Here is a 13,226-nt window from a genome sequence, read left to right as displayed (position 1 = left end):
CCCGCGGCGCGCCCGCCGCACGCCGGCCGCCCCCGGCTCAGGCCGGGCGGGACGACGCCTCGACCGCCGCCTTGATCCGGGCGCCGAACGCGGGGGCGTCCTTGCGGGCGGCGCCCAGGGCCAGGCCGACGAGGAGCTTGCCCACGCCGTGCCCCTCCAGGGTGTTGAAGACGCGGACCCGGGTGCGTCCGTCGGGCAGGGGTTCCAGGTCGTAGCCGCCCTCGGCCGTCACGAGGTTCTTGCTCTGTTCGGTCCAACGGATCAGGCCCGGCAACTCGATGGCCGTGATGCGGAACTCCCGGCCCGTCTTCATCCCGGCGTCCTTGACGGTGCTGCGGAAGACCGTGCCGACGGCGGTGGGACCCTCCGGGACCTTCGTGATCCGCTGGACGCGCGGGCTGAACTCGGGGTCGTTCCGGCCGTCGGCCAGGTAGGCGAACACCGCCTCGACCGGCCGGTCGATCTCGACCGTCGCCTCGAACCGTCCACCCATGTGAGACTCCTTCGCCGTGCGTCCGCCGCGTTCTCCCGCGTGGTCACGTTCCGACGCGGCCACTTCCTACGCGGTCACGATCCCAGACCGGAACCGCCCGCGCGCGCCAGCAGCCCCGACAGCAGGACCTCCAGCGTCTGGCGCAGGGTGTCGGCGAAGTCGAGGCGCAGCACGGCCAGGGCCGGGTCCTCCTCGTACGCCGCGACCATGGCGGCGGAGGGGTGGGCGTGGGTCCACACCGCACCGGTGACCATGAGGGCCCCGGCGACGAACCGGAAGGCGTCCCGCTCCCCCAGGGCGGGCAGCCGGGCGGCGACCAGGGCCGCGAGGGCGCTCGCGTGGGCGATGGCGGCCCGCTTGTACTGGGCGGCGACCTGCGGGGAGACGTTGCGTTCCAGCACGGCGGCCTGGGCGCTGATCAGGTCGCACAGGACGGGGCGGTCGGCCAGGGCGCGCGCCAGGCAGTCGGCGAGCCGGTCGGGGCGATCGGCGGGCGGTACGGCGTCCAGGGCCCCGGCGAGGGTCTGCTCCAGATGGCCGAGGAGTTCGGCCGAGGCGGCGGCCAGGAGTTCCAGCAGGACGTCCTCGCGGGATTCGAAGTAGCGCAGCACGTTCGACTTGGCGAGGCCCACCCGGCGGCTGAGCTCGTTCAGGGTGACCTGGGAGACGGGCATCTCGGTGAGCATCCCGGCCGCGGCATCGAGGATCGCCCGGCGGCGGGCGGCGCGCTGCTCCTCGCTGCGGGCGCGCTGGAACTTTTCGGGAACGGACACCCGCCCAGCGTACAGACCTGCGGTCTGTTGTTAGCAGACCGACGGTCTGCTAACTTCGGGAACAGTAGACCACCGGTCTCTTGTCGTCGCCCCCCAAGGAGCCGTCATGTACGCCGTCCCCGACCAGTCCGGCAAGACCGTCGTCGTCACCGGCGCCAACAGCGGCACCGGCAAGGAGGCCGCGCGCCGTCTCGCGGAGGCGGGCGCCCACGTCGTACTGGCCGTCCGCACGCCCGCCAAGGGCGAGCGGGCGCGCGCCGAGATCCTGGCCCGCCACCCGCACGCGCGGCTGGAGGTACGGCGGATCGACCTGGCCGACCTCGCCTCCGTGGCCGCCTTCGCCGACGGGATCCTGGCCGACGGCGCCCCGCTCGACCTGCTGGTGAACAACGCGGGGGTGATGGCGCCGCCCACCCGGATGACCACGGCCGACGGCTTCGAGCTCCAGCTCGGCAGCAACTTCCTCGGCCCGCTGGCCCTGACCGTACGGCTGCTGCCCGCCCTGCTGGCCGCCCCGTCCCCGCGGGTGACCACCATGAGCAGCGGCACCGCCAACTTCGGCCGGGTGGATCTCGCCGACCTCCAGTACGAGCGGCGGCGCTACCACCCGATGCTGTCGTACGCCCAGTCCAAGCTGGCCGACCTGATGATGGCCCGGCACCTGGACGAGCTCGCCGCCGCCGAGGGATGGCCGCTGCGGAGCACCGCCGCCCACCCCGGCTACACGAGGACGAACCTGCAGACGGCCGGAGCGAGCCTCGGGCGGGGGAAGCCGTCCCGGCTGCACCGTCTCGTCAGCGCCGTCGACTTCCTCCCGAAGCAGGAGGTCGGCCCGGGCACCGAGCCCCTCCTGTACGCCGCCACCAGCCCGGAGGCGACCGCGGGCGGCTACTACGGCCCGGGCGGGGCCTTCGGCCTGGTCGGCCCGGTCACCGAGGCGCGCGTCACGCGCCGGGCCCTGGACCGCGCCGCCAACGCCCGGCTCTGGGACGCCGCGGAACGCCTCACGGGCGTCCGGGCCGTCGCCGCGGACCACTGATCGACGGGGGCGCCGGCCCCGGGCCGCCCGGGCGGCCCGGTCAGCCGAGGAGGGCGTAGACCGTGGAGGCCTTGGCCGCCGGCTCGTCGGCGCCGTCCGGGGTCATGGTGACGTCGGCGAAGGCCATCCGCTTGCCGAGCTTGGTGACGCTCACCGCGATCAGCACGTCGGCGCCGATCACCGGGCGCTGGAAGCTCGTCGACTGCTGGACCGTGGTCATCGGCCCGTACCCGCCGCGGGCGGCGGAGATCGCGATGACGGTCGCGGTGTCCGCGGCGGCCATCAGGGCCTGGCCGCTCAGGCCGCCGCCGTCCCGGGCCAGGTCGTCCGACCACGGCAGCCGCAGCACGGCGTGCCGGGCCCCCGTCTCCTCGACGGTGAGGCCGAGGGCCAGCACCCAGGGGGCGAAGTTGTCGGCCGGGATCGTGTCGGCTTCTGCCGGTGTCAGCGTCACCCGAGGATTGTGGCGGCCCGGACCGGGCCGCCACAACACCGCTGCGGCCATGGCGCGTTCCGAGGTGGCGCCGGACCTCCCGGGCCGGCCGCGACCTTCACCACACGCCCGCGGGGCCTTCGCTCAGAGTCCGGCGGCGAGCTCCGTGCCCTGCCGGATGGCCCGCTTGGCGTCGAGTTCGGCGGCCACGTCGGCGCCACCGATGAGGTGGGCCTCGACGCCGGCCGCGCGGAGCTCCTCGTACAGGTCACGGCGGGGCTCCTGGCCGGTGCACAGGACGACCGTGTCGGCGGGCACCAGGCGCGCCTCGCCGTCGACGGTGATGTGCAGGCCCTCGTCATCGATCCGCTCGTACGTCGCCCCGGCGACCGAGACCACGCCCCGGTGCTTGAGCTCCGCGCGGTGGATCCAGCCGGTGGTGGTGCCGAGGCCGCTGCCGACCTTGGTGGTCTTGCGCTGGAGCAGGTGCACCCGGCGCGGCGGCGCGGGGCGCTCGGGAGCCGTCAGACCGCCGGGGCCGGCGTAGGCGGTGTCGACTCCCCAGTGGCGGAAGTAGACCTCGGGATCCTGGGCCGCGCCCTCGCCGCTGTCCGTCAGGAACTCGGCGACGTCGAAGCCGATGCCGCCCGCGCCGACGACGGCGACGCGCTCGCCGACGGGGACCCCGTCGCGCAGCACGTCGAGGTAGTTGACGACGTTGTCCCGTTCCACGCCCTCGATGGCGGGGGTGCGGGGGGTGACGCCGGTGGCGACGACGACCTCGTCGTAGTCGCGCAGGGCCTCCACGTCGGCCGTCGTGTCGAGGCGGACCTCGACGCCGCTCTCCACGAGCTGGGTTCCGAAGTAGCGGATGGTCTCCTCGAACTCCTCCTTGCCCGGGATGCGGCGGGCGACGTCGAGCTGGCCGCCGATGCGGCCGGAGGCCTCGTAGAGGGTGACGGCATGGCCGCGGCCGGCGGCGGAGACGGCGCAGGCCAGACCGGCGGGTCCGGCGCCGACGACGGCGACGCGCTTCTTGCGCCGGGTGGGCGCGAGGACGAGCTCGGTCTCGTGACAGGCGCGGGGGTTGACGAGGCAGCTGGTGATCTTGCCGCTGAAGGTGTGGTCGAGGCAGGCCTGGTTGCAGCCGATGCAGGTGTTGATCGTCTCGGAACGGCCCGCCGCGGCCTTGGCGACGAAGTCGGGGTCCGCGAGGAAGGGGCGCGCGAGGGAGACCAGGTCGGCGCGGCCGTCGGCGAGCAACTCCTCGGCGATCTCCGGGGTGTTGATCCGGTTGCTCGTGACGAGCGGCACGCTCACGGCACCCATCAGCCGCTTCGTGACCCAGGTGTAGGCGCCGCGCGGCACGGAGGTGGCGATGGTGGGGATGCGGGCCTCGTGCCAGCCGATGCCGGTGTTGATGATGGTGGCGCCCGCGGCCTCCACCTCCTTCGCGAGGCGGACGACCTCGTCGAGGGTGGAGCCGCCGGGGATCAGGTCGAGCATGGACAGGCGGTAGACGAGGATGAAGTCCTCGCCGACGGCCTGTCGGGTGCGGCGGACGATCTCCAGCGGGAAGCGCACGCGGTTCTCGTAGGCGCCGCCCCAGCGGTCGGTGCGCCTGTTCGTCGCGGCCGCGATGAACTCGTTGATCAGGTAGCCCTCGGAGCCCATGATCTCGACGCCGTCGTAGCCGGCCAGTTTGGCGAGGCGGGCGGCGCGGACGAAGTCCTCGACGGTGCGCTCGACCTCTATGTCGGAGAGCTCGTTCGGCACGAAGGGGCCGATCGGGGCCTGGAGCGCGCTGGGTGCGACCAGGTCCTTGTGGTAGGCGTAGCGGCCGAAGTGGAGGATCTGCATGGCGATCTTCCCGCCCTCGGCGTGCACCGCGTCGGTGATCACCCGGTGCTCGGCGGCCTCCTCCTCGGTGGTGAGGCGGGAGCCGCCCTCGAAGGGGCGCCCGGCGTCGTTGGGGGCGATGCCGCCCGTGACGATGAGGCCGACGCCGCCGCGGGCGCGCTCGGCGTAGAAGGCGGCGAGGCGCTCGAAGCCGCCCTCGTGCTCCTCCAGGCCGGTGTGCATCGAGCCCATGATCACCCGGTTCGGCAAGGTGGTGAAGCCGAGGTCCAGGGGGCTCATCAGGTGCGGGTAGCGGCTCTGGGAACTCATGGGGGGCGCCTCCTCGCGCGGGGGTGATGAACATGTTCTAGCGAGGGCCGGCCGCTTTTGCAACTAGGTGCATAACCAGATGGGGGTGGTTCGGACACGCTTCCCGCCTCCCACGGGCCCGCTCCGGCCCGGCCTGTGGCGCAGTTCACGGCCCGGATAGCCTCACCGCCATGACAGAACCGCGCACGGTGACGGTGAACGAGGTGCCGCTCGGGTACGAGGTGTCCGGGCCCACCGACGGCGATCCGCTGCTCCTCCTGCGCGCCCTCGGCGAGAGCGCGGCCGACTGGGGCCCCGTACGGGACGCCCTGGCCCGCAAGCGCCGGGTGTACGCGCTGGACCTGCGCGGACACGGCCGCAGCGGGTGGACTCAGGACCACTCCCTGGAGCTGATGCGCGACGACGTGCTCGGATTCCTGGACGCGCTCGGGCTGGACGCGGTGGACCTCGTCGGGCATTCGACGGGCGGGGCGGTCGCAGTCCTGGTCGCGCGGGAGCAGCCCTGGCGGGTGATCCGGCTGGTCCTGGAGGACGTACCCGACCTGCGGCCCCGCGAGCCCGTCGCCCCCGTGCGCCCCACGGGCGAACTCGCCCTCGACCGGACGAGGGTGCCCGCGGGCCGGGCCGGGTCGGACCGGCCCGACCCGGCCCGGTTCGAGGCCCTGGAGCGGATCACGGCCCCGACCCTGGTGGTGGCGGGCGATCCCACCAGCCATGTTCCGCGGCAGGGCCTCGCCGAGTTGGTCCGTCGCGTCCCCGACGCCCGGTTGCTGACGATCGCGGTCGGCCACCTCGTGCACGCCACCGCGCCGGACGCCTTCACCGACGCCGTCACCACCTTCCTCGATGACCTGCCCGACGCCGAACTCGCCCGGCGGTGGCTCGCCCGCGAGGGCGTGCGCCGGACCGGCGAGAACGAGTGGACGGACGGCGGTTCCGAGGGCGGGCGGCTCACCTCCGACGACGTCGCGCACACCTGGGCGGAGGACATGGTCCTGGCCGACGACCTGGACGACGCAGGGAGAACCCGGCTCGGATTCGGCCTGGTGGACCTCCTCGACGCGTACTGGGTGACCGTGGAACTCGGCTTCGCCCTGCCCAGGACGGACGATCCGCAGGCCGCGGCCCGCATCCTGTGGGAGGGCTACCGGAGCCGGCTGGAAGCCCCCGTGACCGCGAAGGCGATCACCTACTCGCTCTGGGTCGACTGGTTCGAGCACCACACCACCTCGGAGGCCGCATTCGCCGAGGTCCTCGGCAACGACCACGCCCGACTGCTGCCCGACGCGCCGCAGCCCCTGCTGCGCCGGGCCCGCCGCGTCCTGGAGTCCTCGGGGCCGGTGCCCTGGTCCGCGAAGGCCGTCACCTACCGGGCCGCCGCCCGCGTACCCGCGCTGCACCACGCCCTCTTCCGGGCCCTCCTGCTGTGCTACCACGACGTGTACGGGGCCCTCGACCCCGCCGAGGGCCTCGCGCTCCTCGACGGGCTGGAACTCCCGCCGGACACCGAACACGTCGCCGCGCTGCGCACCGTACTGGCCGCCGGACTCCCCAACCGCCGCGAGCGGCCGGAAGCCTGGGACGCGGCGGTGCTCGCGGCCGGCGACGCGGCCCCGGAGTGACCCGGGGCCGCGCGGCCCGTCAGGCGCGCCGCAACCGTACGGTGAGGATCTGGAACGGACGCAGGGTCAGGGCGACCCGGCCGTCCGCCGCCGGTGCGGCGACGGCGGAACCCGCCACGGGCCGCTCCAACAGGTCGCTCTCGACGGCCGCGGTGATCGCGAAACCGGGGGTCAGGGTGGCCGTGGCCCGGCCGCCGCGGGACTCGTACAGGCGCACGACAACGTCTCCGCTGCGGTCCTCGGCGAGTTTGACCGCCTCGACGACGACCGCGTCCTCGTCCACCGCCAGCAGCGGCTCGACCGGGCCCGCGCCGCGCACGGACCGCTCGGGCAGGTTCAGGGCGTGGCCCTCCCGGACCGCGTCCCCGGTCGTCGCGCCGGGTGCGAGGGAGTACCCCAGGGTGTGGCGGCCCTGGTCGGTCTCCGGGTCGGGGTAGCGGGGGGCGCGCAGCAGCGACAGCCGGACCGTGGTGGTCCGGCCGCCGTCGGGGCGCACGTCCCGGGTGACGTCGTGCCCGTAGGTGGAGTCGTTGAGCAGGGCCACGCCCCAGCCCGGCTCCTCCACCTGGATCCAGCGGTGGGCGCAGATCTCGAACTTGGCCGCCTCCCAGGAGGTGTTGGTGTGAGTGGGGCGGTGGACGTGGCCGAACTGGGTCTCGGCCGCCGATCGTTCGGCCGCGACATCGAGGGGAAAGGCGGCCTTGAGGAACTTCTCGGTCTCGTGCCACTCCACGTCCGTGACGAGGTCGACGGTCCGGGCTCCGGCCCGCAGGGTGATCGTCTGCACCGCCGTGGACGAGCCGAAGGAGCGGGTGACGGTGACGGTCGCCGCGTCCGGTCCGTCGTCCGTGACCTCCATCGAGTCGAGGTCGACGAGGTCGGTGACCTTGTTGCGGTAGAACGCGTCGATGTCCCACGCGTCCCACATGTTCGGGAAGTCGGGGTGGATCTGGAGCAGGTTCGCCGCGCTCCCCGGGGCGAGCGACTCGCGGCCCCGCTCCAGGTCGTAGGCAGAGACGAGCAGCCCGCGCCCATCGACCTCCACCAGCAGCCGGCCGTTCGCCAGGACGTGCCCGCCGCCGTGCCGCTCCTCGACGGTGACGGGCTGCGCCGCCCCCTCGGGGCGCCCCGCGCCGCCCGCGGGGATGCCGCGCCGGGCGTGCGGGGCACAGTTGAAGACGAGTTCCAGGGCGCCCTCGCCCGCCAGGGCCGACTGCGCCGCCCCGGTGATCGCGAGGAGTTCCTCGCGCACGGCCGCGTACGTCGCACGGGCCTCGCGGTGAACCCAGGCGATGGAGGAGCCCGGCAGGATGTCGTGGAACTGGTGGAGCAGCACGGTCTTCCAGAGCCGCTCCAGGTCCTCGTACGGGTAGTCGAGGCCGGGGACGCGCACGGCGGCGGTCGCCGCCCACAACTCGGCCTCCCGGAGCAGGGATTCGCTGCGCCGGTTGCCCTGTTTGGTCCGGGCCTGGGAGGTGTAGGTGCCGCGGTGCAGCTCCAGGTAGAGCTCACCCGCCCAGACGGGCGCGTCCTCGTACTCGGCGTGCGCCTTCTCGAAGAAGGCGTCGGGCCGTTCGACCTCCACGCGCGGGGAGCCTTCGAGGTCACGCAGGCGCCGGGCGCGGGCCAGGTGCTCGCGGGTGGGGCCGCCACCTCCGTCACCCCAGCCGAAGGGAACCAGTGAGCGTGAACCCCGGCCCTTCTCCTGGTAGTTGCGTGCCGCGTGGGCCAGCTGGGCGCCCCCCAGGTCGCTGTTGTAGGTGTCGACGGGTGGGAAGTGCGTGAAGACGCGGGTGCCGTCGATGCCCTCCCACCAGAAGGTGTGGTGGGGGAACTTGTTGACCTGGGACCAGGAGATCTTCTGGGTCAGGAACCATTGCGAGCCGGAGAGCTTCACGATCTGCGGCATGGCGGCGGTGTAGCCGAAGGAGTCCGGCAACCACACGTTCCTCGTCTCGATCCCGAACTCGTCGAGGAAGAACTTCTTGCCGTAGAGGAACTGGCGGGCCATGGCCTCGCCGCCCACCATGTTGGTGTCGGACTCCACCCACATGCCGCCCACCGGCACGAACCGGCCGTCCGCGACCTTCTTCTTGATCCGTTCGAAGAGCTCGGGCCGGTGGGTCCTGATCCAGTCGAGTTGCTGCGCCTGGGACATGGCGAAGACGAACTCCGGGTGCTCGTCCATCAGGGAGACCACGTTGGAGGTGGTCCGGGACACCTTGCGGACGGTTTCGCGCAACGGCCACAACCAGGCCGAGTCGATGTGGGCGTGGCCGACCGCGCTGATCCGGTGTGCCGAGGCGTTGGCCGGTACGGCGAGGACCGGTGCGAGGAGGGCGCGGGCGGCGGCGGCCGTACCGGGCACGTCGGTGAGGTCCACCTCGTCCAGCGCGGAGTCGACGGCGCGCAGGATCGCGTACCGGCGGGCGTCCGCCCCGTCGAGCTGCGTCATCAACTCGTGGAGGACGTCGAGGTCCTGTACGAGTTCCCAGACCTCGGTCTCGAAGACGGTGAGGTCCATCCGGGCGAGCCGGTAGAGGGGCTGGTCCCCACTGGTCGGCCGGTCGCCCTCGTAGGTGGGCGAGTGGCTGACCAGGACCGGGTTGGAAGCGGCCTCGACGTACCACTCGACGCGCTCGCCGCCGGTCGCCCGGTCGGCGACGCGGACCCAGTCGTTGTACGGGTTCAGCCCCTTGACCTCGCTCCCGTCGGCCCGGTGGACCAGGCCCTCGCACTGGAAGCCGGGCATCATCCGGTCGAAGCCGAGGTCGAGCACGGCCTCGACGGCGCGGCCCGCCCAGTCGGCGGGTACCGAGCCTGTGACCTTGAACCAGGTGGTGCCCCAGGCCGGGCCCCAGGCGTCACCGGTCGCGCAGGGCCGGTACGGGGCGGCCAGCCCCTCGGCCACGGGCACCGGCTCGCCGGGCGCGTCCCAGCGCTCGACGGTGAGCGGTACCGAGCGGGAGCGGACTGCGGGTTTGATCCGTTCCGCGAGGACGCGGCGCAGACGGTGTTCGGCGATGCTGCGGTCGTCGTGCATGACGGCGGCTCCAGGAAGGCTGGCTGGTCGGGTGGGCGACTCGGGCGACGGACGGGCCGGCGGGCGGGCGATGGGTGGCGGGTGGCGGGTGATGGGTGGCGGGCGGCGAACGGACGGGCGGGCGGGCGGACCCCGGGCGGCCGGGGAGGCGACGGATCAGGTCTTGACGGCTCCCTCGGCCACGCCCTTGAAGAAGTAACGCTGGAGGCCGAAGAAGAGGAGCATCATCGGGATCAGCGCGGCCATGGCCCCGGCGGCGATGGTCCGCTGGTCGCTGGTGGTCGTGGCGCCGGCGAGGGTCTTGAGACCGAGTTGGAGGGTGTAGTGCTCGCTGTCGGTGAGGACGAGCAGCGGCCACAGGAAGTCGTCCCAGGCGCCCATGAAGCTGGTGATGCAGACGACGGCGAGGGCGCCCTTGGCGGAGGGCAGGAAGACGCGGGTGAAGCGGGTCCATTCGCCCGCACCGTCGAGGACCGCGGCCTCCTCGATATCCCGGGGCACGGACAGGAACGCCGCTCGCATGATCATGATGTTGAGGACGGAGACGGCGCCGGGCAGCCAGACCCCGATGAGGGTGTCGACGAGGCCCATCCCGCGCACCGTCAGGAACATCGAGATCATCACGGACTCGAAGGGGAACATCAGGGTCGCCACCAGGACGGTGAAGACGCTCCTGCGGCCCTTCCAACCGGCCCGGGAGAGGGCGTATCCGCCCATCGCCGCGAACAGCAGGTTGGAGGTGACGGACAGGGCCGCCACGGTCAACGTGTTGCCGACGTACTGGAGCAGGGGGAAGGACTCGGCGACCAGGACGTAGTTGTCGAGGGTGGGCCGGGACGGCAGCACGCCGTCGTACACGTTCTCGGTACGGCCGCGGATCGAGGTCAGGAACTGCCAGACGATCGGGCCGAGCATGACCACGAGCATCAGCAGCAGGGTCGCGTACCGGCCGGTGCGGCCCAGGAGGCGGCGGCGCAGGTCGGCTCGGACGCGTGGGTCCCTCGGCGGGCCGGGGGCCACCGGGGAAGGCGGGGCTGCCGGGGCCCGGTCGGCGGGGGCGGTCAACTCTCGTCCCCCTTCGACAGTCGGTGGCCCAGCAGGCTGAAGACCAGGGTCAGCAGGAAGAGCAGGAGGGAGATGGCCGAGGCGTAGCCGGTCTCCCCGGAGAAGCCGAGGCCCACCTGCCGGATCAGGAACGGCAGCGTACGGGCGCCGCCCCCGGGTCCGCCGCTCTCGCCGCCCAGGATGTAGATCTCGGTGAAGACGCGCAGCGCCGAGATCGCGGAGAGGGTGCCGACCAGCAGCATCATCGGTTTGACCTGGGGGACGGTGATGCTGAAGAAGCGGCGTACGGGCCCGGCGCCGTCGAGCGCGGCGGCCTCGTCGAGGGAGGCGGGGACGTTCCCGAGCGCCGCCAGGTAGAAGACCATGTAGTAGCCGAGGCCCTTCCACACGGTCACGATCATCGCCGACACCAGCAGCATGGTGCTGTCCGTCAGGAACGGAACCGGCTCCGAGACGACGCCGAGCTTGCGGAACACCGTGTTGACGAGTCCGTCGCTGCGCAGCACCCACTGCCAGATCAGGCCGACGACGACGGCGGAGGCGATCACGGGCGTGTAGAAGGCGGAGCGGAAGAGCCCGATGCCCGGGATCCTCGTACGGACGAGGACCGCGAGGGCGAGCGGCAGCAGCACCAGGCAGGGGACGACGACGGCCAGGTAGAGGACGCTGTTGCCGGTGGCCACCCAAAAGTCCGGGTCGCCGAGGGCACGGGTGTAGTTGTCGAGTCCGACGAAGCCACCGCCGCGAAGGATGCGCGCGTCGGTGAAGGACAGGATCACGGTGTTGACGAACGGCCAGACGCTGAACAGGGCCACCATGACCAGCCCGGGGGCGAGGAAGAGGTAGGGCGCCCACCACGTCCGGTGGGGCAGGCCCTCACCGCCTCCCGGGGCGGCGCCACTCGCCGCCCCCTCCTTCACCGTCACGGTCGGGCCGCGGCGGACAGCAGCTCGTTCGCCTCCTCCTGGGCCCTGCGCACCGCCGTCCTCGGGTCCTGCTCCCCCTGGATGGCCTTCTGCATCTCGCGCACCACCGCGTCACCGACCTGACTGGTCCACTGGACCGGGGTGTTGGCGTCGAGCGCGGCGGTCCTCAGCTGTTCGGCCCCGACGGCGCGGGCCACCGTCTCGGCGTCCTTGCCGTCGCCCCGGTCGGAGAAGTACGGGTCGGCCAGGCCCCGGGCGTTGGACGGGTAGATGGTGGCCTTGCGGGAGAACTCGACCTGGTTGGGTCCGTTGGTGACCCACTTGGCGAACTCGGCCGCCGCGTCGGGGTGTTCGGTGTCCTTCCGGATGCCGAGGGCCTGGGCGTAGATGCCGATGTGACCGAGCCTGCCGGTGACGGCGCCGGCGACCCGGGTCCGCTCGTAGACCTGCGGGGCGTTCTGCCGGATGTCCTTGACGAAGCCCGGGGAGCCGGGGCCGAAGACGAGCTTGCCGCCCCCGTAGAGCTGGTTGATGTCGTCGGACTTCAGCAGGGACTCCTTGGGCATGGCGCCCTTGGCGTACAGGTCCTTCATCCGGTCGACCCATTCGACGGCCTTGTCCGTGTCGAAGGTGAAGCGGTCCCGCCGCTCGTTGAGGATGGGGACGCCCATCTTCTGCCAGTCCCCGGGCAGGCGTCCCTTGGGGTCGGCCATGAAGGCGGCGTACCTTCCGCCGGAGCGGGCGGCGATCCGCTCGGCGTAGTCGAAGAACTGCTCGACACTGGTGGGTGGTTGGGCCGGGTCGAGGCCGGCCTTCTCGAAGAGGTCCGTGTTGAAGGTGAGGATCTCGGGGGTCACGTACCAGGGGTAGGCGTACACGCCGTCGCCCCGGCCGGGAAGTCTGAACTGCTCCCAGGCACCGGGCACGTAGTCCTTGGCCACCTCGGCGTCCAGCGCGGAGACGTCGGCGAGCATGCCCCGGTCGCCCAGCAGTTGGAAGGAGTCGGTGGAGAGGTTCACCACGTCGGGGAGCGCGCCGGCCCGGGCGTCGGCGACGAGCTTCTCGTTGTACCCGTCGCCGGGGACGTCCTCCCACTTCACCGTGACGTCGGGGTACCGCTGCTCGAAGGAGGCGATGACGCCCTGGATGTAGCCGGTGAACTTCGGCTTCAGCTGGAGGGTGCGGAAGGTGATCCCACCGGACACGGTCCCCGTCCGCTCCGCGTCCTTGCCGTCCGCCGCGCTGCCGTCGCCGCTCAGGCCGCACGCGGACATGGAGAGGAGGCCACCCGCCAGCAGGGTGGTGAGGATTGTTCGTGCCGCCTGGGAACGAGTCATCTCCGCCGCTTTCAGGGGAAGTTCCGGCCTCGTCGCCGGAGGGCGGTTCCACGCTGTACGGAATCCCGGAGCCCGTCAACGTGCCCGAAATCCCTTTGGCCGACGACACGTACGTCGCCCGTTCCGGCGGGGAAGCGACGAACCCCCCAGGGCCGCCGTACGGACCCGCCCCGAACTGGACTGATGCGCTTTAGTCCCGATCTTTACCGGTGGGGCGGCGCTTTGCTCCCGGGGCCGATTGCCGGGCGGGGTTTGACTTCTTGTCGACGGTCCGGAACGAGCCGCACGAATTCGGTTTATCGAAGGCTCCGTCATACCCGTCGAGC

General features: G+C 72.3%; 10 protein-coding genes. 2 read left to right on the top strand and 8 right to left on the bottom strand.

The features are described from left to right. Positions 1-37: 37 nt before the first annotated feature. Both NOD94_RS28655 and NOD94_RS28650 read right to left on the bottom strand, forming a co-directional pair. A complete protein-coding gene (locus tag NOD94_RS28655; protein ID WP_281209033.1) occupies positions 38-493 on the bottom strand; it encodes an SRPBCC family protein in 456 nt (151 codons plus the stop codon). 74 nt (positions 494-567) lie between these two features. Further along, complete coding sequence (locus tag NOD94_RS28650; protein ID WP_281209032.1) at positions 568-1,266, bottom strand: TetR family transcriptional regulator; 699 nt, start codon at positions 1,264-1,266, stop codon at positions 568-570. Positions 1,267-1,372: 106 nt separating this feature from the next. Between NOD94_RS28650 and NOD94_RS28645 the strand changes: the two genes are divergently transcribed. Continuing rightward, positions 1,373-2,305, top strand: a complete 933-nt coding sequence (locus NOD94_RS28645) for an SDR family oxidoreductase (protein WP_281209031.1) — start codon at positions 1,373-1,375, stop codon at positions 2,303-2,305. Positions 2,306-2,345: 40 nt separating this feature from the next. Here the strand turns inward: NOD94_RS28645 and NOD94_RS28640 are convergent, their stop codons facing one another. Beyond that, on the bottom strand, positions 2,346-2,759 hold the full coding sequence (locus tag NOD94_RS28640; RefSeq protein ID WP_281209030.1) for a PaaI family thioesterase: 414 nt from the start codon (positions 2,757-2,759) through the stop codon (positions 2,346-2,348). 123 nt (positions 2,760-2,882) lie between these two features. Continuing rightward, positions 2,883-4,907: an NADPH-dependent 2,4-dienoyl-CoA reductase gene (locus NOD94_RS28635; protein WP_281209029.1), complete on the bottom strand. Its 2,025-nt coding sequence runs from the start codon at positions 4,905-4,907 to the stop codon at positions 2,883-2,885. Between the two features lie 170 nt (positions 4,908-5,077). Here NOD94_RS28635 and NOD94_RS28630 point away from each other — a divergent pair, with 170 nt between their 5' ends. Beyond that, a complete protein-coding gene (locus NOD94_RS28630) occupies positions 5,078-6,529 on the top strand; it encodes an alpha/beta fold hydrolase (protein WP_281209028.1) in 1,452 nt (483 codons plus the stop codon). 19 nt (positions 6,530-6,548) lie between these two features. Here the strand turns inward: NOD94_RS28630 and NOD94_RS28625 are convergent, their stop codons facing one another. The 4 genes from NOD94_RS28625 to NOD94_RS28610 all read right to left on the bottom strand — a co-directional run bounded on the left by NOD94_RS28625 (position 6,549) and on the right by NOD94_RS28610 (position 12,900). Further along, the gene (locus NOD94_RS28625; RefSeq protein WP_281209027.1) at positions 6,549-9,572 is read right to left on the bottom strand and encodes a glycoside hydrolase family 38 C-terminal domain-containing protein; all 3,024 of its coding nucleotides are present in this window, start codon (positions 9,570-9,572) and stop codon (positions 6,549-6,551) included. Positions 9,573-9,728: 156 nt separating this feature from the next. Continuing rightward, the gene (locus tag NOD94_RS28620; RefSeq protein ID WP_281209026.1) at positions 9,729-10,637 is read right to left on the bottom strand and encodes a carbohydrate ABC transporter permease; all 909 of its coding nucleotides are present in this window, start codon (positions 10,635-10,637) and stop codon (positions 9,729-9,731) included. Continuing rightward, on the bottom strand, positions 10,634-11,563 hold the full coding sequence (locus tag NOD94_RS28615) for a sugar ABC transporter permease (protein WP_281209025.1): 930 nt from the start codon (positions 11,561-11,563) through the stop codon (positions 10,634-10,636). Before NOD94_RS28615 ends, NOD94_RS28620 begins: the two co-directional genes overlap by 4 nt. After that, positions 11,560-12,900 (bottom strand): sugar ABC transporter substrate-binding protein, encoded by a 1,341-nt coding sequence (locus NOD94_RS28610; RefSeq protein ID WP_281209024.1) that lies wholly within the window; start codon positions 12,898-12,900, stop codon positions 11,560-11,562. The genes NOD94_RS28615 and NOD94_RS28610 overlap by 4 nt, the downstream gene beginning before the upstream one ends. Positions 12,901-13,226 lie beyond the last annotated feature (326 nt).

The organism is Streptomyces sp. Isolate_45, assembly GCF_024721315.2.
Lineage (GTDB): Bacteria > Actinomycetota > Actinomycetes > Streptomycetales > Streptomycetaceae > Streptomyces.
Note: the sequence above shows the minus strand (reverse complement) of the source record. Positions and strands in the feature narration are given on the sequence as shown.